18 protein-coding genes are annotated in these 22,324 nt (G+C 71.3%); 5 read left to right on the top strand and 13 right to left on the bottom strand.

The window, feature by feature from the left end:
- The first annotated feature begins 98 nt into the window (after positions 1-98).
- Complete coding sequence (locus tag IE267_RS32420; RefSeq protein ID WP_053729112.1) at positions 99-440, top strand: histone-like nucleoid-structuring protein Lsr2; 342 nt, start codon at positions 99-101, stop codon at positions 438-440.
- On the opposite strand, the gene IE267_RS32425 is transcribed toward IE267_RS32420, so the two are convergent.
- A complete protein-coding gene (locus IE267_RS32425; RefSeq protein WP_167157921.1) occupies positions 419-1,051 on the bottom strand; it encodes an SCO3374 family protein in 633 nt (210 codons plus the stop codon). The two genes, IE267_RS32420 and IE267_RS32425, sit on opposite strands and share 22 nt — an antisense overlap.
- A gap of 430 nt (positions 1,052-1,481) precedes the next feature.
- Here IE267_RS32425 and IE267_RS32430 point away from each other — a divergent pair, with 430 nt between their 5' ends.
- Positions 1,482-4,007, top strand: a complete 2,526-nt coding sequence (locus tag IE267_RS32430; RefSeq protein ID WP_120722094.1) for an ATP-dependent Clp protease ATP-binding subunit — start codon at positions 1,482-1,484, stop codon at positions 4,005-4,007.
- A 96-nt stretch (positions 4,008-4,103) separates the two neighbouring features.
- Here the strand turns inward: IE267_RS32430 and IE267_RS32435 are convergent, their stop codons facing one another.
- Together IE267_RS32435 and IE267_RS32440 are read right to left on the bottom strand one after the other, a co-directional pair.
- Positions 4,104-7,328: an NACHT domain-containing protein gene (locus IE267_RS32435; RefSeq protein WP_189765608.1), complete on the bottom strand. Its 3,225-nt coding sequence runs from the start codon at positions 7,326-7,328 to the stop codon at positions 4,104-4,106.
- Positions 7,325-7,678 carry a trypco2 family protein gene (locus IE267_RS32440; RefSeq protein ID WP_189765609.1) on the bottom strand — a complete coding sequence of 118 codons (354 nt, stop codon included), beginning with the start codon at positions 7,676-7,678 and terminating at the stop codon, positions 7,325-7,327. Before IE267_RS32440 ends, IE267_RS32435 begins: the two co-directional genes overlap by 4 nt.
- A gap of 568 nt (positions 7,679-8,246) precedes the next feature.
- Here IE267_RS32440 and IE267_RS32445 point away from each other — a divergent pair.
- Positions 8,247-8,903 (top strand): M23 family metallopeptidase, encoded by a 657-nt coding sequence (locus IE267_RS32445; RefSeq protein WP_167157915.1) that lies wholly within the window; start codon positions 8,247-8,249, stop codon positions 8,901-8,903.
- Positions 8,904-8,936: 33 nt separating this feature from the next.
- Here IE267_RS32445 and IE267_RS32450 read toward each other — a convergent pair whose 3' ends face one another.
- Positions 8,937-9,503 carry a TetR/AcrR family transcriptional regulator gene (locus IE267_RS32450; RefSeq protein ID WP_167157913.1) on the bottom strand — a complete coding sequence of 189 codons (567 nt, stop codon included), beginning with the start codon at positions 9,501-9,503 and terminating at the stop codon, positions 8,937-8,939.
- 172 nt (positions 9,504-9,675) lie between these two features.
- Between IE267_RS32450 and IE267_RS32455 the strand changes: the two genes are divergently transcribed.
- On the top strand, positions 9,676-11,265 hold the full coding sequence (locus tag IE267_RS32455) for an MDR family MFS transporter (protein WP_161257118.1): 1,590 nt from the start codon (positions 9,676-9,678) through the stop codon (positions 11,263-11,265).
- A 278-nt stretch (positions 11,266-11,543) separates the two neighbouring features.
- On the opposite strand, the gene IE267_RS32460 is transcribed toward IE267_RS32455, so the two are convergent.
- The 7 genes from IE267_RS32460 to IE267_RS32490 all read right to left on the bottom strand — a co-directional run bounded on the left by IE267_RS32460 (position 11,544) and on the right by IE267_RS32490 (position 18,286).
- Entirely contained in the window at positions 11,544-12,788 is a 1,245-nt protein-coding gene (locus tag IE267_RS32460; protein ID WP_189765610.1) for a low temperature requirement protein A, read from the bottom strand.
- Positions 12,789-12,846: 58 nt separating this feature from the next.
- On the bottom strand, positions 12,847-14,181 hold the full coding sequence (cseC, locus tag IE267_RS32465; RefSeq protein ID WP_167157909.1) for a two-component system sensor histidine kinase CseC: 1,335 nt from the start codon (positions 14,179-14,181) through the stop codon (positions 12,847-12,849).
- Between the two features lie 114 nt (positions 14,182-14,295).
- On the bottom strand, positions 14,296-15,000 hold the full coding sequence (cseB, locus tag IE267_RS32470) for a two-component system response regulator CseB (protein WP_161246885.1): 705 nt from the start codon (positions 14,998-15,000) through the stop codon (positions 14,296-14,298).
- Positions 15,001-15,176: 176 nt separating this feature from the next.
- On the bottom strand, positions 15,177-15,806 hold the full coding sequence (locus tag IE267_RS32475; RefSeq protein WP_202519096.1) for a hypothetical protein: 630 nt from the start codon (positions 15,804-15,806) through the stop codon (positions 15,177-15,179).
- Positions 15,807-15,826: 20 nt separating this feature from the next.
- On the bottom strand, positions 15,827-16,384 hold the full coding sequence (locus IE267_RS32480) for a SigE family RNA polymerase sigma factor (protein ID WP_161246881.1): 558 nt from the start codon (positions 16,382-16,384) through the stop codon (positions 15,827-15,829).
- 275 nt (positions 16,385-16,659) lie between these two features.
- Complete coding sequence (locus tag IE267_RS32485) at positions 16,660-17,568, bottom strand: HhH-GPD family protein (protein WP_229861542.1); 909 nt, start codon at positions 17,566-17,568, stop codon at positions 16,660-16,662.
- Between the two features lie 91 nt (positions 17,569-17,659).
- Positions 17,660-18,286 carry a phosphatase PAP2 family protein gene (locus tag IE267_RS32490; protein ID WP_161246879.1) on the bottom strand — a complete coding sequence of 209 codons (627 nt, stop codon included), beginning with the start codon at positions 18,284-18,286 and terminating at the stop codon, positions 17,660-17,662.
- 165 nt (positions 18,287-18,451) lie between these two features.
- On the opposite strand from IE267_RS32490, the gene IE267_RS32495 reads away from it, so the two are divergent.
- A complete protein-coding gene (locus IE267_RS32495; protein WP_189765611.1) occupies positions 18,452-19,276 on the top strand; it encodes a hypothetical protein in 825 nt (274 codons plus the stop codon).
- Between the two features lie 341 nt (positions 19,277-19,617).
- Here IE267_RS32495 and disA read toward each other — a convergent pair whose 3' ends face one another.
- Complete coding sequence (gene disA, locus IE267_RS32500) at positions 19,618-20,742, bottom strand: DNA integrity scanning diadenylate cyclase DisA (RefSeq protein ID WP_161244434.1); 1,125 nt, start codon at positions 20,740-20,742, stop codon at positions 19,618-19,620.
- Between the two features lie 101 nt (positions 20,743-20,843).
- Positions 20,844-22,241: a DNA repair protein RadA gene (radA, locus tag IE267_RS32505; RefSeq protein WP_167157905.1), complete on the bottom strand. Its 1,398-nt coding sequence runs from the start codon at positions 22,239-22,241 to the stop codon at positions 20,844-20,846.
- Between the last annotated feature and the right edge of the window lie 83 nt (positions 22,242-22,324).

The following is a 22,324-nucleotide window of genomic DNA, read 5'->3' on the forward strand; positions in this document are numbered from 1 at the left end:
CGCGGAGCAAGGGCTCTGAACCTCTCCAGGGGGTTTGTGTTTTCCAGTCAAAAGCGGTTTCCTTTCCGCGTACTGCATTTTCGATGAAAGGAAATCCGGTGGCACAGAAGGTTCAGGTCCTTCTTGTCGATGACCTCGACGGTGGCGAGGCTGACGAGACCGTGACGTTCGCTCTTGACGGGAAGAGCTTCGAGATCGACCTCACCACCGCCAACGCGGACAAGCTCCGCGGTCTTCTCGAGCCGTACGTCAAGAGCGGCCGGCGCACCGGTGGCCGCGCTGCGGGCGGTCGTGGCAAGGCCCGTGGCGCGCTGCTCGGCACCGGCAACCAGAACACGGCCGAGATCCGTAAGTGGGCCAAGGAGCAGGGCTACAACGTGAACGACCGCGGACGCGTCCCGGCCGAAATCCGTGAAGCCTACGAGAAGCAGAACGGCTGAGTTCCCGCGTTCCCCGTACCACCTGGGGATTTCGCGTGAAACAACCGGGCCCGGTGGCATTCCGTCGCCGCCGCGGCCACCAGCCTCACGAGGCTGAGGCCCGCGGCGCGGCCGCCCTGCGCGGCCCGGGAGGCATCCGAAACGTCCCCGTCACCGGAACCACCGCACTGAGTGACCCCGGTGAACGAGGGCAACCGTGCCTCGATCTCGCACCCGGGCTCGGGGGGTCGCAGCCACACGGCGGCCCCCCGCGAGCCGGCCCAGCCCGGCGGCACCGGGGCGGTCATCCGGCCCCCCGCGCCGATCGCGCGCAGGTCCAGGGCGACCCCGCCCCACTCCAGCCAGTCGAGCAGCCCCGGCAGCTCGTCCGCGCTGCCGGCCGCCACGAGCAGCCGCATCCGGCGCCCCACCAGGGCTACGGGGCCGGTCCGCTCGTACCGTTCCAGGAGGGCGAAGCCGGCGCTCGCCGGGAGTTCCAGGACGTCGAAGCGCAGCCCGGTGAGCAGTTGGACCGGAGGCCCCTCGGAGACGGCCCAGCCGAGCCCGCGCTCGTACCACTGCGCGAGCGAGCCATCCAGGGGTGCGCGGGGCTGCGGGACGGTGAGGACCATGCCCGGAGCAACTGAAGAAACGGCGCCAAGTTACGCTGGGTTTCCGTACGAACGCGTTCCGTCGACATGCGTGCGGCGCTCCGGGGTGTGAGCGGGCGCAAGGTTGTTCGCCCGTAGCTTACGGAACCGGGGTCTTTCGCATGGAGTGTCAGTCCGGGCGGGTAAGACATTCCTAGTGGGGAGGGGCGACACGCTCGTCAGGCGGTCTCACGTTCGCCATCGGCGTACTGGAGACAGGGGTATCTGTCTGGCCTGCGGGAACATCGTCTCGCACCATCGGGTTGGAGCAGTTGTCGGCTGTTCGGGCCGGGAGGCATTGAACGGGTGTCGGCAGTTGGAATGAGCTGTCCCGCCCTGCGGGACTAGCATGCGGAAGGACAGGGAGGGGACCGCCCCCTTACTGCCCGACCGCTCTGAGGAGCGATTAACGATGTTCGAGAGGTTCACCGACCGCGCGCGGCGGGTTGTCGTCCTGGCTCAGGAAGAAGCCCGGATGCTCAACCACAACTACATCGGCACCGAGCACATCCTCCTGGGCCTGATCCACGAGGGTGAGGGTGTCGCCGCTAAGGCCCTGGAGAGCCTCGGGATTTCGCTCGAGGCGGTCCGCCAGCAGGTGGAGGAGATCATCGGTCAGGGCCAGCAGGCCCCGTCCGGGCACATCCCCTTCACGCCCCGTGCCAAGAAGGTCCTGGAGCTGTCGCTCCGCGAGGCCCTCCAGCTCGGCCACAACTACATCGGCACCGAGCACATCCTGCTCGGCCTGATCCGCGAGGGCGAGGGCGTCGCCGCCCAGGTCCTGGTGAAGCTGGGCGCCGATCTCAACCGGGTGCGGCAGCAGGTCATCCAGCTGCTCTCCGGTTACCAGGGCAAGGAAGCCGCCACCGCCGGCGGCCCTGCGGAGGGCACCCCCTCCACGTCCCTGGTGCTCGACCAGTTCGGCCGCAACCTGACGCAGGCCGCTCGCGAATCCAAGCTCGACCCGGTCATCGGGCGCGAGAAGGAGATCGAGCGCGTCATGCAGGTCCTGTCGCGCCGTACCAAGAACAACCCGGTCCTCATCGGCGAGCCCGGCGTCGGCAAGACCGCCGTCGTCGAGGGCCTGGCCCAGGCGATCGTCAAGGGCGAGGTGCCCGAGACGCTCAAGGACAAGCACCTCTACACGCTGGACCTCGGCGCCCTGGTCGCCGGCTCCCGCTACCGCGGTGACTTCGAGGAGCGCCTGAAGAAGGTCCTCAAGGAGATCCGCACCCGCGGCGACATCATCCTGTTCATCGACGAGCTCCACACCCTGGTGGGTGCGGGTGCCGCCGAGGGCGCGATCGACGCGGCGAGCATCCTGAAGCCGATGCTGGCCCGCGGTGAGCTCCAGACCATCGGTGCCACCACGCTCGACGAGTACCGCAAGCACCTGGAGAAGGACGCCGCTCTCGAGCGCCGCTTCCAGCCCATCCAGGTCGCCGAGCCGTCGCTGCCGCACACCATCGAGATCCTCAAGGGTCTGCGCGACCGCTACGAGGCCCACCACCGCGTCTCGATCACGGACGAGGCCCTCGTCCAGGCCGCGACGCTGGCCGACCGGTACATCTCGGACCGCTTCCTGCCGGACAAGGCGATCGACCTGATCGACGAGGCCGGTTCCCGGATGCGCATCCGCCGGATGACCGCGCCGCCGGACCTCCGCGAGTTCGACGAGAAGATCGCGGGCGTGCGTCGCGACAAGGAGTCGGCCATCGACTCCCAGGACTTCGAGAAGGCGGCCTCTCTCCGCGACAAGGAGAAGCAGCTGCTCGCCGCGAAGGCCAAGCGCGAGAAGGAGTGGAAGGCCGGCGACATGGACGTCGTCGCCGAGGTCGACGGCGAGCTGATCGCCGAGGTGCTGGCCACGGCCACGGGCATCCCGGTCTTCAAGCTCACCGAGGAGGAGTCCTCGCGGCTGCTCCGCATGGAGGACGAGCTGCACAAGCGCGTCATCGGCCAGAAGGACGCCATCAAGGCGCTCTCGCAGGCGATCCGTCGTACGCGTGCCGGTCTGAAGGACCCGAAGCGTCCCGGTGGTTCGTTCATCTTCGCCGGTCCGTCCGGTGTCGGTAAGACCGAGCTGTCGAAGACGCTGGCGGAATTCCTCTTCGGTGACGAGGACGCGCTGATCTCCCTCGACATGTCGGAGTTCAGCGAGAAGCACACGGTTTCCCGCCTCTTCGGTTCGCCCCCCGGTTACGTGGGTTACGAAGAGGGCGGCCAGCTCACCGAGAAGGTGCGCCGCAAGCCGTTCTCCGTCGTCCTCTTCGACGAGGTCGAGAAGGCCCACCCCGATATCTTCAATTCCCTGCTCCAGATTCTGGAAGACGGTCGACTGACCGACTCCCAGGGCCGGGTCGTGGACTTCAAGAACACGGTCATCATCATGACGACCAACCTCGGGACCCGGGACATCTCGAAGGGCTTCAACCTGGGCTTCGCCGCCCAGGGTGACGTCAAGACCGGCTACGACCGGATGAAGGCCAAGGTCAACGAGGAGCTGAAGCAGCACTTCCGCCCCGAGTTCCTCAACCGTGTCGACGACACGGTGGTCTTCCACCAGCTGACCGAGGAAGACATCATCCAGATCGTCGACCTCATGATCGACAAGGTGGACGAGCGCCTCAAGGACCGCGACATGGGCATCGAGCTCAATGCCGAGGCCAAGTCGCTGCTCGCCAAGAAGGGCTACGACCCGATCATGGGTGCCCGGCCGCTGCGCCGGACGATCCAGCGGGAGATCGAGGACATCCTCTCCGAGAAGATCCTCTTCGGTGAGCTGCGCCCCGGTCACATCGTGGTCATCGGCACCGAGGGCGAGGGTGAAGAGAAGAAGTTCACCTTCCGCGGCGAGGAGAAGTCGGCCCTGCCCGACGTCCCGCCGATCGAGGACGCGGCCGCCGGCGGCGGTCCGAACCTGAGCAAGGAGGCGTAGTCCTCTGCGGAGGCCTCGCCCGAAGGGGCTGCCCCGGCCCGTACGTCACGTACGGGCCGGGGCAGCCCCTTTTTCACGCGCCGGTTCCGCGGCGCGCTACGGGGACAGCGGGCCGCCGTTGACGGTGACCGTCAGGCCGGGGCGGCGCAGCAGCGCGCCCGGGTTCCAGGAACCGGCCTGGACGGTGCCGACCGCCAGGTCCACCGTCGTCAGTGCCGGGAACGCCGCGAGGACCGCGCCCAGGTCGCCGTCGGAGTTGGCGAGCCACAGGTCCAGGTGGCGGACGCTGGGCAGCGGGGCCACCCCGGCGAGCGCGGCCACCGAGCTGAGCGCGACCCCGAGCCGGATGATGCCGGGCCGCCCCCGCACGTACGCCAGGAGCCGTCGGGTGGTCGCCGACGAGGAGGGGGCGAGCTCCAGATAGCTGAGGGCGGGCCAGCGGCTCAGCGCGTCGAAGCCGGCCACCTGGTCCGCCTCCAGATGCAGGGTGGTCACCCGGTCCAGGACCGGGAGCTGGGCCAGGTGCAGATCGGTGCTGCTGCCGAACAGCAGGGTGCGCAGCGCCGGGACCTCGCCCAGTGGCGAGAGGTCGACCTCCTGCGCGGACAGGTCGAGCAGCCCCAGCGAGGTCAGTCGTGGCAGCCGGGCCAGCTGGGTCAGGTCGCGCAGGCCCGAGCCCCGCAGCACCTCCAGGTCCGCCAGGCGCTCCGCGCTGTCCCGCAGGAAGGCGAGGTCCCGCAGGCGCTCGGTGCCGTTCAGGCGCAGCGCCGCCACCTCGCGGCCGCGCAGCGCGACGTGCAGCTCGTCCGCGGTCAGGTCGGGCGGCACGGTGATCCACAGCCGGCGGGCGTCGGGCACGTGCGGAAGCTGGGCGAGCTGCCAGCGGGTCTCCACGTGCAGCCGGGCCTCCCGCAGATCGAGGTGCGCGAGCACCTCGCGGGCGTAGCGCTCGGCGGGGTAGCGCGACCACTCGGAGGCGAACAGGTCGACCGCGTCGGGGTGGGCCGCGGACCATGCTCGGGCGTGCTCGATGGCCTCCGCGTTGCCGACCCGGTTGATGAGCCCGACGACGAGGCCGAGCGCCTCGGCCGATGTGGTGCCCGGGTCCGGCAGATGGCCGAGGACGGACGGGCCGAGCCGCGCGAGCAGGGTGACCGTCTCCAGGTCGCGCGGCGGGAGCAGGGCGGCGATGTGTTCGCGGACCCGGCGGGCGGTCGTCTCGTCGAGGTAGGCGGCGTGTTGGGCACAACGGGCCGCGAGCACATGGATCTTGGCCTTGTCCTGGTGGCCGTGGTGGCGGGAGCCGGCGTCGAGCAGACCGTTGACGAGGACGGGCCGGTCGCGGCGGCCGCAGTGCCCCGCGGCGAGCAGGATCACGTCCTGCCACTGCTGTTCCTCGGAGGCGTGCCGAAGCAGCTCGCCCAGATGCCCGTCCTCCACGAACTCCTTGGCGGCGAGGAAGTCCTGGAAGGTGCGGTGGGTGAACTGGAAGACGTCGTCCGCGCGTTCCTGGAGCAGCCCGCTGCGGTTGAGGAGGTGGCGCAGGACGTCCTCGGGAGTGCCCTGGCCGCGTACGTTCTCCATGCCGGAAAGGGCCCGCTTGAGCTGGCGCAGCGCCTGGTCGCGGGAGAACTCCGACTGGCCCTCGCGCACCAGCCACACCGCTATCCGCTGGAGGAGTTCGGTGCACTCCTCGGCGCTGATCTCGATGCCCTCGGGCGCCTCGACCTTGCGCTGCTGGTCCCGGTTGCCGAGCAGCATCCGCAGGGCGGCCTCGTACAGCTTCCAGCGGGTGTCGGGCAGGAAACCCTGGCGCAGCCGGTGCAGGGCGCAGATCACCGCGCACAGCAAGGGCGTACGGGCGAGGCCCTTGAGGGTGCTGTTCTGCTTGAACTGCTCGGACAGGTCGCGCTCCAGCTCGTCCAGGTCCTCGTGCGGGCCGCTGTCGAGCCGGGCCGCGCGGTGCCAGGCGGCGATGAAGGCGGTGATGTCCTCGTCGTTCATCGGGAGCAGCCTGAGCTCCTCGAAGCCCGCGTACTTCAGCCAGTCCGGCTCGACCGCCATCGGCCGTACCGTCACCACGCAGCGGGTGCGCGGATAGCGGTCCAGGAGGGCGGCGAGCCAGCGGTGGGCCTCCTCGCGGTCCTCCTGCGGCACCTCGTCCAGGCCGTCCACCAGGAGCAGCGCCTGCCCGGTCTTCAGGACCCGCCCGGCCCAGCCCTCCGGGGCAGCGTCCACCACCAGCCTTGCTGCGGTGGGGAGTTGGGCGGGCAGCGGGAAGGTGGCGCCCTGGGCACGCAGGGTGCGCAGCGGCACCACGAACGGAATGAGCGCGTTGAGGTCCGCGAGGCCCGGGCCGAGTCGCCCGGCCGCCGCGTGCGCGGCCAGCCACCACACCAGGGTGGTCTTGCCGGCGCCCGCCTCGCCCCGGATCAGGACGCGGGGGCGCGATGCGAGCAGGGCGTCGATGCGCTGCGGGGCGCTGTCCATCAGGGGGCGGCCCGCCTGTGGCGGCTCGGTGGCCTTGGGTCTCGCCTCCAGGCTGAGGTAGGCGGTGTCCAGGTCCCACTCGGAGTCCCGCTTGTTCAGCTCGTCCAGGCCGAAGATCTTCGTCTTGCGGTACGAGGCGCCGATGGCCTCCGCGTACTCGTGCTCGTAGCGCTGGTCCTCCGGGGGCACGCCGGTGACCAGTTCGAGGGGGGTGAGCGCGGCCAGCGTGACCCACGCGGCGCGGAAGCCCTCCGAGGCGAAGATGCCCCGCAGCGGCACGCACACCACTCTGCGGTGGCCGCGCCCGCGCGGGATCTCCTTGACCAGGCCGAGCAGGGTGGCCGCCGCGAACAGCGGGGCGCCCGAGAGGCCGGCGAGCGGCGAGCTGCCGTCCGCGCGTTCGGTGGCGGGCGGCCGGTGCAGCTCGCAGACCAGATCGTCGCGCAGGCTGCCCGCGACCGGCAGGACCGTGCCCACGAACTGGTCGTAGTCGAGGTGGTGGTCGGCCCCGTAGCGCTGGATGTCGGGAAAGCCGATGATCTCGCAGCCGGGCAGCGACTGCGCGGTGTCGACGGTGCCGAGCCGCAGCAGGCCGGGCACCAGCTCCTCGTCGCTGTAGATCAGCGCCGCGTCCAACTCGGCGTCCCGCCAAAGGACTTGCCCGGTCACCTCGCCGATGGCGGGATGCGCGAGCCGAATCGGCGGGGCGCCCACCAGATTGTGCGCACAGGTCAGCACCAGCCACGGCGAGACGATCACCCCGCTGCCCTGCCGCCCGTCGGAGAGCACGGCCACGACCCGGTCGGCGGGCGTGGGTAAGGCGCCGCTCATCGCGGCCCGGTCCCGAAGCCCCCGCCGGGCCGGTCGTTGCCGACCCGCCAGGCGGAACCGTCGGCGGCGGAGTGCGGCTTCAGGGTGAAGGCCACCTTGTGGGTACGGCCCGTGTTCCGCCCGGCGTCGGCCCCCGCGTCCACCACCCAGGCCCGCACCTTGAGCCCGCCCTTGACTTCCCTGCGGAGCTCGACCGTGAACTCCATCTGGATGTCGCCGAGTTCGAAGACCAGCGCGTGCCCCGAGGCCCGGGCGGCGGCCTCGGTGAGCTGCTCCCGTACGGACTCGATGGCGTCGGCCAGTTCGATCCCGTCGAACGCGTCGGATGCGTGCGTGTCGCTGTCGGTCATGGCGCTGTCCCCTCGTTGGCCTCAATTCTCGCGCCGGGGAGGGGAGTTGGGACAGGGGTGGGAGGGGGGTGGTGGTGCGGGGCGGGGGAGGGGGCCACCCTGTCGGGCGGGGTCGGGGGTGTCGTCCGCGGCGATCGGCGCATCGCGTCCGGCTCCGGGGCCGTGCAGTACGCGCCCGCGGTCGGCGCGGGCCTGATCGGCGGACAAGGGGAGGACGGGCGCGCCGTACCCACGAGGAGTGAGCCCGGCGAGGGCCGCCGGGCCTTGGTCCCGAAAGGGAAGGACCGAGGACATGGACCGGGGACCCGGGGCGGTGACAAGGCACACAGGGTCCCGGGGGTCTACTACGCGGCCTAGGGGGCGTTGGCCGCGCATCGGGCGTATTCCCCGTCTGATCGTTACGGCTTTCGTTAGTAGATGGGCGTTTTGGGCGGAGATGGGGGCTTGGGTTACCAAGGTGAGGCCGACCCGGTGTGCCGCTGTGCGTGCCGGGTCCGCGCATGCCGCCGGAGCTCAGTCCTGGGTCTCACTCGGCGGATCCCCTGTCGCCGTAAGGAAGAGCTCCCGCATGCCTCAGCGCACCCTGTCCAAGACCGTCCGCCCGTCCGCGTTCCGCCTGCGCGCCGTGGCGATCGCCGCCGTCGCCGCCGGAACGGGGGCCGCGACGCTCCTCGGCGCGGGTGCCGCGGCCGCCGACCCGGCGCCGCTCGGCACGACCTCCGTCACCACGTCCGCCGTCGCCGACCAGGCCAAGGCGCAGACCAAGGCCGCCGCCGCGGTCAAGAAGGCAGCCGCCGCCAAGGCCGCCTCCTGGGTGCACCCCGTCTCGCGCTACACGCTGAGCGCCAGCTTCGGCCTGGGCGGTTCGATGTGGTCGCACAAGCACTCCGGGCAGGACTTCGCGGTGCCCACCGGCACGTCCGTCCTGGCCGCGCACGCCGGTACCGTCGTCAAGGCCGGCCCGATCGGCGCCGGTGACGGCCCCGCCTACGGCAACGCCGTCGTGATCCGGCACGCCAACAACACGTACTCGCAGTACGCCCACCTGTCGAAGATCAACGTGCGCGTCGGGCAGAGCGTGGGCACCGGCGAGCGGATCGCGCTCTCCGGCAACACCGGCAACTCCAGTGGCCCGCACCTGCACTTCGAGATCCGTACGTCGCCGAACTACGGCACGGCCGTCAACCCCGTCGCCTTCCTGCGCACGGTCGGCGTCACCCTCTGACCGTCGGGGCTGCTCGGCCGGGTCCCAACGCGCCTAGGAGCGGGACGAGTTGTGGTGGGCCTGGGTGACCAGGTCGCTGGCGACCTCAAGGACGCTGATGCGCTTCTCCTCGGGGTCGCCCTCCATGTCCTTGAGGACGAACATCCCGGCGTGCATCGAGAACAGCGCCGTGAAGCACCGGATCCGGTCGGCCATCGAGGCGTCCGGCTCCTTCAGCAGGTCGACCATCGCGTGCATCCGCTCCTTGAACATCTCGCCGATGCTCAGCTCGCGCATGGTCGCCTGGTTCTCCTGCATGAACCGGAACAGCGGCTCCGCCCCGAAGAGGGCCTTGCTGTAGCGGCGCAGGATCTCCAGTTTGACGTCGAGGGTGCCCGGCTGGGTCCGGCCCCACTCGATCACCTCGTCCAAGGGCCTGGTGAGGTCCTGGAAGAGGCTGATGATGATGTCTTCCTTGGTCTTGAAGTGGTAGTAGAGCGCCGCCTTCGTCACATCCAGCCGCTCGGCGATCTCGCGCAGCGAGGTCTTTTCGTACCCCTGCTCACCGAAGAGCTCCAGGGCAACGTCCTGGATCCGCTGGCGGGTGTTTCCTCTGGCCATGCCGCTCTCCCGAATGCGTACGGCCGCCGTCCCCCGGCGGCCGTGCCGTGAGCCATGTACTTACTTGACGCCCGGCTAGTTACGGTCTACCTTCCCCAGTGTAGTGGTAACTAGCCGGGCGGCAAGTAAGTGCCTCATCCGGTGGACGGCGGGTTTCAGGGAGTTGGGGACGATGGCGACGGGGATACCTAAAGAGAAGGCGGCGGAGTCGGGGGTGACCGACGGACCGCAGCCGCGCAGCGTACGGGTCGTGCTGCTCGCGCTCATGATCGCGATGCTGCTCGCCATGCTCGACAACATGATCGTGAACACGGCGATGCCGACGATCGTGGGCGAACTCGGGGGACTGGAGCACCTGTCGTGGGTGGTGACGGCCTACACCCTGGCCACCGCCGCGTCCACGCCGATCTGGGGCAAGCTCGGTGACATGTACGGGCGCAAGGGCGCCTTCCTCACCTCCATCGTGATCTTCCTGATCGGCTCCGCGCTCAGCGGCATGGCGCAGGACATGAGCCAGCTGATCGGCTTCCGCGCGATCCAGGGTCTGGGCGCGGGCGGTCTGATGGTCGGCGTCATGGCGATCATCGGTGACCTCATCCCGCCCCGCGAGCGCGGCAAGTACCAGGGCATGATGGCCGGCGTCATGGCGCTCGCCATGATCGGCGGCCCGCTGGTCGGCGGCGCCATCACCGACCACCTCGGCTGGCGCTGGACCTTCTACATCAACATCCCGCTCGGCGCGGTCGCGCTCGCCATGGTCACCGCCGTGCTGCACCTGCCCAAGAAGCGGGCCCGCGGCCGGATCGACTACCTCGGCACGATCCTGCTGACCGTCGGCATCACCTCGATCGTCCTGGTCACCACCTGGGGCGGCTCGCAGTACGCCTGGGGCTCCGGGACCATCATCGGGCTCATCGTGCTCGGCGTCGTCGCGATCCTCGGCTTCCTCTTCGTCGAGACGAAGGCCGCCGAGCCGATCCTGCCGCTGCACATCTTCCGCAACCGGAACTTCTCGCTGATGTCCGGCATCGGCTTCCTCACCGGCTTCGTGATGTTCGGCGCGATGCTGTTCCTGCCGCTGTACCAGCAGTCCGTGCAGGGCGCCTCCGCCACCAACTCGGGTCTGCTGCTGCTCCCGATGCTGCTCTCGATGATGGCCGTCTCGCTGATCGCGGGCCGGGTCACCACCAACAGCGGCAAGTACAAGATCTTCCCGATCCTGGGCGGCGCGCTCGTCGTGGTCGGCCTGTTCCTCCTGTCCACGATGGACACGACCACGACGCGGTTCATGTCCGGCGTCTACATGGCCGTGCTCGGCGCGGGCATGGGCTTCCTGATGCAGATCACGATGCTGGTCGCGCAGAACAGCGTCGAGATGAAGGACATGGGCGTCGCCTCGTCCTCCACGACCCTCTTCCGTACGCTCGGCTCGTCCTTCGGCGTCTCGATCATGGGCGCGATCTTCACGAACCGGGTGGGCGACGAGATGACCCACCGCCTCGGCTCCGGCTCGGGCAAGCTGGCCTCGGCGCAGCTGGACCACGCGAGCCTGCTGAAGCTGCCCGCGCCGGTGCGGGAGGCGTACCAGTACGCGGTGTCCTCCGGTACGCACGGGACGTTCCTGGTCGGTTCGATCATCGCGGTGGCCATGTTCGCGGCGGCCTTCTTCGTCAAGGAGGTCCCGCTGCGGGGTGCCGCGCCGGCCCCCGAGCCGGGCAAGGCGCCGGTGGACGCGGCGCCGCTGTCGGAGCCGGTGCTGTAGCCCGCCTCCGGGATGCCTGCCTTTGCCGCCTCCCCGTCTCGTCCGCGCGTGCGGGTGGGGTGGGGAGGCGGTTTTTTGCCCCTCCCCACCCCTTCCCGCAACCCTCCGGGGGTGGGGTGGCTGGGCTTTCCGGGGCTGCGCCCCGGGCCCCTGGTTCGGCTGCGAGCCGTGGGTGGCCGGTCGCGCAGTTCCCCGCGCCCCTAACCCCGTTGGCGGGTGCGGATCGTGCTCGCTTCTCGCGCAGTTCCCCGCGCCCCTGAAGACGGGGTCCCCCCTGCTCATTGAGAGCTTGGGGGAGGGTGGGCAAATCCCCCGGGCTGGGCCAGGCGGCGCCGGTGGCTGGGCGCCTCCGCGACCACGGAGAGCCCGAGCAGCACCGCCGGCGCGGCCAGCATCACCCACACCGGAACCCGCCCGGCCGCGGGCACCAGCGCCGCAATGAGGACCGCCGTCACCAGACGGACCCGTACCACCGGATCCCCCACCCCCGTGAAGGCGCCCCGCACCGCCGCCGTGGACAGCAGGAACAGCGCGACCCCGCCCAGAACGCACAGCGCGAGCGCGGTCGTGAGCCGGCTCCCCGAGCCGAGGACCGCCGTGCCCACGGCACCGCCCGCCACCGCGAGCCCGAGCTGCACGGGCAGATGGCCGAGGACATACGTGTGCAACAGCCTTGGGCTGTCGGCGAGTTCGGCGTGCGCCCCCGGCCGCGTACCGCTCGCGCTGAAGTAGGACCACCACAGGCAGGCGCACAGGGCGAACGCCGCCGCCCCGGTCGCCATCGCGGAGCCGGCCGTACGCGCCTGGACCAGCCCGTTGGTGAAGCCGAGCACCGATTCGCCGAGCACGATGATGGTGAACAGGCCGAAGCGTTCCCGCAGATGCTCGGTGTGGTGCGGGGCCCGCGCGATCCGGCGCCCCGAGAGCAGCGGGATCGCCAGGTCGACCGCCATCCCGCCGGCCCAGATGCCGTACCGCGCCGCCCCCGCCGGGGCGAGCAGCGCGCCGCCCGCCCAGAACAGCGCGGAGAGCACCGACCCCGTCGCGAAGGAGCGCAGCAGCGGTACCAGGCGCGGGTCCCGCCGGGCCTCCAGCGCGTACAGGAGCGCGACGCCGAGGCGCGCGCCGAGGTACGACAGGGCGAAGCCGGTGTCCGCGCTGTCGGAGCTGCCTACGCTGCCCACGAACACCGCGAGCCCGCACACCGCCACGAGCCCCGCCATGGTCAGCAACCGGTGCGAAGTGACGTCCCGGTCGGCCCGGTTGGCCCGGACCGCGTACAGCACCCAGGTCCACCACAGCGGTACGAACAGGGCGGCCGCCGCCGCGACCGAGCCGAGGGTGGGTTCGGCACTGATGCGCCGGGTGATCTGGCCGACGGCGGCGACGAAGACGAGGTCGCAGAACAGCTCGAACCAGGTCGCCCGCCGCTCGCCCTCGACAGCGGCCACCGCCTCGGGCGCCTCGGGCGCTGCGGGCTTCGGTATCGGATGGGACGGCGAAGTGTGTGGACCCTCATGCATGGTCAACAGTGTTGCCACTGTTGCCCGTTGACGCCTCCCCGTTCTCGAACCGGATCGGCTACACCTGCCGCGCACTCGTCGTCGACGGCGGCTGCACCGGGAAGCTCCCCGTGTTGGTCGGCGCGTGTTCGGGCAGCCAGAGCACGGCGATCGCCCCGCCGGTGCCCGCCGCGTTCGGGGCGCCCTCGGGGGCGGCGTTGCGGAAGGTCAGCCGGGCGCCGAGCACCTTGGCCTGACCCGCGGCGATCGTCAGACCGAGGCCGTGCCCGTTGCCGGCCCGGTCGCTCGACCCGGTACGGAACCGGCTCGGCCCCTCGCGCAGCAGCGCCTCGGGGAACCCGGCCCCGTGGTCGCGGACCCGTACGACCCGGCCCTCGACGGTGACCTCCACCGGCCCCTCGCCGTGCTTGGCGGCATTGCCGAGCAGATTGCCCAGGATGCGTTCCAGACGGCGCGGGTCGGTGCTGACCCACGACTCGTGCACGACCCGCACCTTGACGTCCGGGTCGTACGCGGCGACCCGGCGGCTCACGAACTCGCCGAGCGCCACGTCCTGCAACTCGGCCCGCTCCGACGCGCTGTCGAGCCTGGCCACCTCCAGGACGTCCTCGACCAGGGTGCGCATGGCCTGGGCCCGGTTGCGCACCAGCTCGGTGGGGCGGCCCGGGGGCAGGAGCTCGGCGGCGGTGAGCAGCCCGGTGACGGGGGTGCGCAGCTCGTGCGCGATGTCCGCGGTGACCCGGCGCTCGGCCTCGATCCGCTCCTGCAGCGCGTCGGTGAGCGCGTCGACCGCGCGGGCGAGCTCGTCGGTCTCGTCGCGCACGACGCCGCCGATGGCGTCCCGTACCCGGACGTCGGTGTTCCCCTCGGCGACCTTGCCCGCCGCATCCGCCGCCTTGCGCAGGCGGCGCGAGATCTGGCCGCCGATGAGGATGCCGAGCGCGCAGCCGCCGAAGACGACCGCGACCGAACCGATGACCAGGGCGCGGTCGAGGTCGGCCATCACGTTGGAGCTGCGGTCGGTGAAGGTGGAGTGCAGCGACAGGACGTCGCCGTTGCCCACGGGCACCGCCGCCCAGATGTCGGGCGGCCCGCTGTCGCGCTCCTGCACGGAGGAGACCTTGCGCCCCTGCAGGGCCTTGGACTTCAGCGTGGGCGGCAGCGCGGGATCGTTGAGCTTGGTGCCGAAGCGGACCCGCTTGTTGCTGGTCTCGTAGTAGTTCTGCGCGAAGTTGAGCCGCTCCATCTGCACTTCGCGGGCGTTGTCGAGCATGGAGACACGGGCCGCGTTGTGCACGACGAGGCTGAGCGCCATCACGGTGAGCGCACCCACGGCCGTAATGGCAATGCTGATCTTCCAGCGCACGCCGGTGCGCAGGGCGAAGCGCCTCATGCGGCGTGCTCCTGTTCGGCTTCGGCGGGGCTGCGGCCGGGGGTCCGGGGGTTGGCCCCCGGGTGACACAGTCGGCGCACGCCGGTGCGCAGGGCGAAGCGCCTCACTTGGCCATCACGCCTTCAACTTGTAGCCGAAGCCGCGGACGGTCTCGATCCGGTCCTGCCCGATCTTGGTGCGCAGCCGCTGTACGTGCACGTCCACCACCCGGGTGTCACCGCCCCAGCCGTAGTCCCACACCCGCTCCAGGAGCTTGTCGCGGGACAGGACCGTGCCGGGCGCCGAGGAGAACTCCAGGAGCAGCCGCATCTCGGTCGGCGTCAGGGCGACCGTCTCGCCGCCCTTGCGGACTTCCATGCCCTCGGTGTCGATCTCGATGTCGCCGAAGGCGAGGACCCCGCGCTCGGGCGCCTCGTCGGCCGTCTCGGTGGTCGCGCCGGGCCCGCCCGCGTGCCCGAAGCGGCGCAGCACGGCGCGGATGCGGGCGACCAGGACGGCGCCGTCGAACGGCTTGGTGACGTAGTCGTCCGCGCCGGCCTCCAGGCCGAGGACGACGTCGATGGAGTCGGCGCGCGCGGACAGCATGATGACCGGCACGGTCGACTCGTCACGGATGCGGCGGCACAGGCTGACGCCGTCGAGGCCCGGCAGCATCACGTCGAGCAGGGCGATGTCCGGCCGGTCGGCACGGAACGCCTCCAGGCCGGAGAGCCCGTCGGGCATGGCGGTCACGGTGAAGCCGTCCCGCTCCAGGGCGAGCTGGGTGGCTTCACGGATGACGTCGTCGTCCTCGACGAACAGAACATGGGTCTCGGCCATCGCGCTGCTCTCTCAGTTCTCCGGCGGTCTCTTCCGGCGCCCGGCGGTGGTGCGGTCGTGCTGTGGTGCGGTGCCGCTCTCGTGCTGTCGTCCTGTCCAGCGCCGGCGAGCGGCTCCGGGCGCAGTACCAGTCTGCGGCATGCGCACGGCGCGGCCTGCCGACACGGGCGGGCGGCTCAGGGAGTGGCGGGAAGCGGGGCGGGGGTCCCGTTGCCGTCGACGGCCTTGCTGTAGTCGTTCTCCACCTGGTCCTGCTGGGCGAACCTGCCGTTCGTGCCGCCCGACCAGCGGTAGGTCGTGACGACCTCGCTGGAGGCGAAGGCGGGCTTGTCGCCGGGGGCGTACATCTGGCGGGTCACCACCAGGTCGCCCCGGTCGATCTCGGCGTACACCGGGGTTTCCTCGGCGGTGAAGACGTTGTCGTACGAGGCGCCGGACGCGCGGTAGACGTAGGAGCCGAGGCCGACGGCGTCCGAGCAGTTCATGACGTTCACGACGACGTCCTGGCCGGTCGTGCCGGTCAGGTGCCCGTACGTCACGTCGATGGGGTACTCGTCCTTGGTGCACGGCTTGAGCTCGGCCTTGACCCGGGAACTCACCTTCGGGTCGCCCTTGAGCAGCCGTACCGGGTCGACCTTGGTGAACGGCGCCGGCGAGGACGCGCTCGGCGACGGTGTGGCGTGGGCGACCTTGTCGGACCGGGGGGCCTCGCCCTCGTCCCGGGTCCCGGTGCCGCCGGTGGAACAACCGGCCATGAGCAGCCCGAGGGCGGAGAGCCCGGCCAGTGCCGTGGTCCCCGCCGTCAAAGCGCCCCCGCTCCGCCTGCTCAGGCCGCGCACCGCTCCCGCCCCTTTACCTCGCCCGTGTAACCGTGCTCCAGCGCACGGAAGTCCAGCTCGCGGCTCTCCAGCTCCTGGCGGAGCCGGGCCAGCGCCCGGTGCAGCGTGCTCTTGACGGTGCCGGCCGACATGCCGAGGGCCGCGGCCGTCTCCTCGGTGCTCATCTGCTCCCAGTGTCGCAGCACCACGACGCTGCGCTGCTTGGGGGCCAGCACCTTCAGGACGTCCATCAGGAGGGCGCGGTCGGCGCGCTGCTCGGAACCGTCCTCGACGCGGGCGTCGGGCAGCTGCTCGGTGGGAACCTCTTCGAGCTTGCGCGCCCGCCACCACTCGGTCCGGGTGTTGATCATGACCCGGCGCAGGTACGCGTCGGCCAGCGTCTTGTCGGCGATGCCGTCCCAGCGGCCGTAGGTGCGGGCCAGCGCGGTCTGCAGGAGGTCCTGCGCGTCCACCGGGTCCGGAACGAGCCGCCGGGCACTGCGCAGCAGCGCGTCCTGCCGGGTGCGTACGTACTCCTCGAACTCAAGCACCTCGCCCTGCGCCATACCCAACCGCCTCCGTCATCCCCGTGAGCTGGTCCCGCTCGCCCTGCTGGTCGCTTACGTGAATGAAGCTACGGAGGACTTGTCACGGGCCTGTGCGGAGCAGCCGTCGACCGACGCACGGAGAGCCATCGGTTGTGTAACAGCCGAGGTTTACCGCCGTTTTCCAGGGGTAACGCCGCTCTTTCGGGCGTTACGGACACAGTCGGGCAGGCCGAGGGCAGGGGTCGTCCGGGCCGGGACGCAGAGGTGGAACCGGGCCGCGCGCGGGGCCGGCGTCAGGACTGGGGCAGCCGGTAGAAGCCGTCGTCGAGCGGCTCGACGAGACCGTCCGCGACCAGCCCGTCCAGCGCCCTGGCCCGCTGCACCGGCTCGTGCCACACCGCGTCGAGCGCCGACTGCGGTACGGAACCGGTGGCGTCGCGCAGCACCGCGAGGAGCCGGCCGCGCACCTGGCGGTCGGTGCCCGCGTACGTCTGGCCACGCCGGGCCGGGCCCTGGTGGGCGGGTTTGCCGGCCAGGCGCCAGGCGCACTGGGCGGCGATCGGGCAGCGCACGCACGTCTCGTTCTTCGCCGTGCAGACCAGCGCGCCCAGTTCCATGGAGGCGGCCGCCCAGCGGGCCGCCGTCGTCTCGTCCTCGGGCAGCAGCGCGCGGGCCAGACGCCGCTCGGCGGCGGTGGTGGCGGTCGGCGGGTACTGCACACCGGTGACGGCCCGGGCGAAGACCCGGCGGACGTTGGTGTCGAGGACCGCGTGGCGCTGCCCGTACGCGAACGAGGCGACCGCGGCCGCCGTGTACTCGCCGATGCCGGGCAGCGCGAGCAGCTGGGCGTGGTCGGCCGGTACGTCGCCGCCGTGCCGTTCCGTTATGGCCAGGGCCGCTCCGTGCAGCCTCAGCGCACGGCGCGGGTAGCCGAGCCGGCCCCAGGCGCGGACCGCCTCACCGGGTGCCTCGGCGGCCAGGTCGGCCGGGCGCGGCCAGCGCGCCAGCCACTGCTCGTACACCGGAAGGACCCGGCTGACCGGGGTCTGCTGGAGCATGAACTCGCTGACCATCACGCCCCAGGCGCCCGCTTCGGGGCGGCGCCAGGGCAGGTCGCGGGCGTGTTCGCCGAACCATCCGATGACGGATTCGTGGAGGGCGGCGGGCTCGGCGGCCGGGGCCGCCGGGTTCGTCTCGTTCATGGGCGTGGTCACGGTGGGCATCGTCGGCAGAGTGTTCATCGCAGAGCCGATCCTGGCATGTTCGGGCCCCAAGGGGGGCGCGCAGCGGCCCTCAGCGGCGTGCGTGCTGCCTGGCGTGCACACGTGCGCCGGGTCCGGTGAACCAGGCGACGGCCCCGATGTCGCTGGTACGCATCGACTCGGCGAGGGCCCGCACCGGCCGGGTGCCGAGCTTCACCACGATCAGTGCGACCACCGTGCCGAGCACCAGGCCGACCGCGACGTCGTGCGGGTAGTGCACCCCGACGAAGACCCGCGAGAAGGCCATGGCCAGGGCCATCGGGACGGTGAGCATCCAGATGCGCGACCAGGCGAGGGCCAGGCCGACGGCCGCCGCGCCCGCGATGGTGGCGTGGTTCGAGGGGAAGGACCAGTCGCCGTTGGCGGGGCAGGCGATCAGCGAGGTCGCCGCGCCCGCCACCGCGCGGCAGGGCCGTTCCTCGTCGATCAATGACTTGGCCACCTCACTGCACAGGTAGGCGGCCGCGGTCGCCAGCGGCGCGAGCAGGGCGAGGGCGAACGCCGTCGTGTCCCGGCGGCGGGCCCGCCACCAGGCGCAGACGAACAGCACGCCGAACAGGAGCAGGCCGAGCTCCGTCCAGACCTCGACGAAGCTCTGCACCCAGGACGGCATGTCGTGGGCGAAGTCGGTGATGTTGCGGTAGAGCTCACTATCCATGGTGACCGACAGTATGAATCATGAATGGGGGGTGACCACGAGTCGGCCGTGAGACTGCGCCAGGACCGCGGAGCGGGGCGTTCCGAGATGATGATCCGGAAAACTTGGCCGGAGTGGCGGCGGGTGGGGCCGGAGTTGGCCACGATCTCTCGTAAGGTTCGGTGCGTGGGATCTCTGCGCAATCCGGTCGGGCCGCTTCCCTCCTCCATCTATTGGCGACGGAGGGCAGTCGCGCTGTCCTTGATCGCGCTGCTTGCCGTCCTCGTCCTATGGGTCGTCACTTCCGGTGGCGGCAGCGGGAACAAGGGCGGCGGCAACGACAAGGGCCCGAACCCCACGCAGTCCATCACCCCCGGCCCTTCGGGCTCCGGGCCCGCCATCAGCTCGGCACCGGGCGGCCGCGACGAGTCGAGCGGTTCGGGCGGCTCCGGCGGTCCGGGCGGCTCCGGCGGCTCCGGCGGCGCCAACTCCGGTGACGGCGGCACGAGTACGGGCGCGGGTGGCTCGGGCGGCTCCGACTCCGGTTCTGGGGGCGGGAGTTCGGGCGGTGGCGGCAGCGCGGGCAGTCAGGTGCCGGCCGGGTCCAGCCTGCCCACCTGTGCGCCGGGTGCGCTGTCGTTGACCCTGCGCAGCACGAAGACGTCGTACGAGCCGGGGGAGAAGCCCCGCATCGAGGTCGTCCTCAAGAACAACTCGGCGTCGGCCTGCAAGGCGGACCTCGGGCCCAAGGGGGCGGTGGTGACGGTCACGTCCACCGCGAACGACCGGGTGTGGTCGACGGACGACTGCCCGTCGGGGGATGCCAGCGCCTTCTTCCAGGTGCCGGGTGGCTCGACGATCACCCACACCGTGGAGTGGGACCGCACGAAGTCCGCCCCGGCCTGTGCGACCCCCTCGCCGGGCGCGATCCCGCCCGGCACCTACCTCCTGGAGGCCCACCTCCCCGGCCTCCCGGTGGCCCGAGCCTCCTTCGCCCTGTCCAAGGACTAGCTCCCCTCCGGGGAAGGAGACACCGCGTCCGAGCCCGTCCGCGGGCGGTGGGTGGCTGGTCGCGCGGTTCCTCGCGCCCCTGGCAGTACTGGTGCTGGGGGCACCTACAGCCCGTCCGGCGTTTGAGGACGAGCGCCCTTCAGGCGCGAACGGGGGTGCAGGGGGCGGAGCCCCCGCAGGGGTCTGGGGCGCAGCCCCAGGGACCGGAACCCAACCAACCCCGAGCAACGGGCGGGCGGGTGGGCAAACCCCCGGGGTCTGGGGCGCAGCCCCAGGGAGCCGGAACCCAACCAACCCCGGGTCACGGGCGGGCGGGTGGGCAAACCCGCCCCCGGCCCCAGCTACACGTACCGCTCCAGAATGGAGGACTCGGCCAACCGCGAGAGCCCCTCCCGCACGCTCCGAGCCCGCGCCTCGCCGACCCCGTCGACCGCCTGGAGGTCGTCCACGGACGCGGCGAGCAGCTTCTGCAGCCCCCCGAAGTGCTCGACCAGGCGCTCGATGATCGCCCCCGGCAGCCGCGGCACCTTCGCGAGGAGCCGGTAGCCCCGCGGGGACACCGCCGAGTCCAGCGTCTCGGGCGAGCCGCTGTAGCCCAACGCCCTTGCCACTATGGGCAGTTCGAGCAGTTCCGCATGGGTGAGGTCGTTCAGCTCGCGCAGCGCCTCGTCCACCGTGCGCGAGCGCTTGGCCGTGGGCTCGGGCACGTAGTCCCGTACGACCAGCTCCCGCTCGGGCTCGACCCCGGCGATCAGCTCGTCCAGCTGGAGCGAGAGCAACCGCCCGTCCGTGCCCAACTCGACCACGTACTCGGCGATCTCGGTGGCGATGCGCCGCACCATCTCCAGGCGCTGGGCGACCGCGGTGACGTCCCGCACCGTCACCAGGTCCTCGATCTCCAGGGCGGACAACGTGCCCGCCACCTCGTCGAGGCGGAGCTTGTAGCGCTCCAGGGTGGCAAGCGCCTGGTTGGCGCGGGACAGGATCGCCGCCGACTCCTCCAGGACCCGGCGCTCGCCGTTCACGTACAGCGCGATCAGGCGCATGGACTGGCTGACGGACACCACCGGGTAGTTGCACTGCTTCGAGACGCGGTCCGCCGTGCGGTGGCGGGTGCCCGTCTCGTCGGTGGGGATGCCCGCGTCCGGCACGAGCTGCACGCCGGCCCGGTGGATCTTGGTGATGTCCTTGTCCAGGACGAGCGCGCCGTCGAGCTTGCACAGCTCGCGCAGCCGCGTCGCGGCGAACTCGACGTCCAGGACGAAGCCGCCCGTGCACATCGAGTCGACCGTCTTGTCCAGGCCGAGGACGATCAGACCGCCCGTGTTGCCGCGCAGGATGCGCTCCAGGCCGTCGCGGAGCGCGGTGCCGGGCGCGACCGCGCTCAGCGCGGCACGCATCAGAGCTTCGTTACCGGAGCCTGTGCCGGACTTTCCGGGTGATGATGCCCGGTCGTTGGCTGCCACTGCACTCCTCCGGTGTTGCTCATACGGCGCGTACTGCTCGCGTGCTGCTTGCGTACTGCTCGTACGGACGGGCGAGACCAGGGCAAAGTCTACCGGCGCGGCTACTCCTCCCGTGGGGCCTGTGCGCGACGCCCGCGCGGCAGCACCCGCAGCGCGTCACCCATGTCGGCGACTTCCGTGACCTTCATACCGGCCGGGACCTTGCCCGGGTCGGTCGGCACCAGGGCGTGCGTGAAGCCGAGCCGGTGCGCCTCGGCGAGCCGGCGCTGCACCCCGGTGACCCTTCTGACCTCGCCCGCGAGCCCCACTTCGCCGATCGCGACGAGGTTCTTGGGCAGCGGAGTGTCGCTGGCCGCGGAGGCGAGCGCGAGCGCGATCGCGAGGTCGGCGGCGGGCTCGGAGAGCTTCACCCCGCCGACGGTCGCGCTGTAGATGTCACGCTTGCCGAGCGCCGTGATGCGGCCCCGCTGTTCCAGCACCGCGAGCATCATCGAGACGCGCGAGGTCTCCAGGCCCGACGTGGTGCGGCGCGGCGAGGGGATCTGCGAGTCGACCGTGAGCGCCTGCACCTCGGCGACCAGGGGGCGGCGGCCCTCCAGGGTGACCGTCAGACAGGTGCCGGGGACCGCCACGTCGCGCCGGGTGAGGAACAGGCCGCTGGGGTCGGCGAGTCCGGTGATGCCCTCGTCGTGCAGCTCGAAGCAGCCGACCTCGTCCGTCGCCCCGTACCGGTTCTTGACGCCGCGTACGAGACGGAGCCGTGCGTGCCGGTCGCCCTCGAAGGAGAGCACCACGTCCACCAGGTGCTCCAGGAGGCGGGGGCCGGCGATCGCGCCGTCCTTGGTGACGTGGCCGACCAGGAGCGTGGACATGCCGCGCTCCTTGGAGGCGCGGATCAGCGCGCCCGCGACCTCGCGGACCTGGGCCATGCCGCCGGGTGCGCCGTCGATCTCGGGGGAGGCGACGGTCTGTACGGAGTCGAGGACGAGCAGGGAGGGCTTCACCGCGTCGAGGTGGCCGAGCACCGCGGACAGGTCGGTCTCGGCCGCCAGGTACAGGTGGTCGTTGAGGGCCTTGATCCGGTCGGCGCGCAGCCTGACCTGACTCGCCGACTCCTCGCCCGTGATGTACAGCGTGCGGTGGTCGTCACTGGCCGCCTTGGCCGCCACGTCCAGGAGCAGCGTGGACTTGCCGACGCCGGGCTCGCCCGCGAGCAGCACCACCGCGCCCGGCACGAGACCGCCGCCGAGCACCCGGTCCAGCTCGGCGACGCCCGTGGTGCGGGCGGTCGCCTGGCGGCCGTCGACCTCGCCGATGGGCAGCGCGGCCGTGGAGACCCGGCCCGCCGCCGTGGTGCGGACCGCGGGCGCGCCGTACTCCTCGACCGTCCCCCACGCCTGGCACTCGGGGCAACGGCCGAGCCATTTGGCGGTGGTCCAGCCGCATTCGGTGCAGCGGTAGGACGGCCGGTCCTTCGCGGATTTCGTACGGGCAGCCATGGCGTCACCGTATAGGGGCCCACTGACAATCCCGCCCGGCGGACCTCTGGGGCGGGGAGCGGCGCCGGGGAGCGGGGCCGGGA

This window comes from Streptomyces xanthochromogenes, from assembly GCF_014650455.1.
GTDB lineage: Bacteria > Actinomycetota > Actinomycetes > Streptomycetales > Streptomycetaceae > Streptomyces > Streptomyces xanthochromogenes.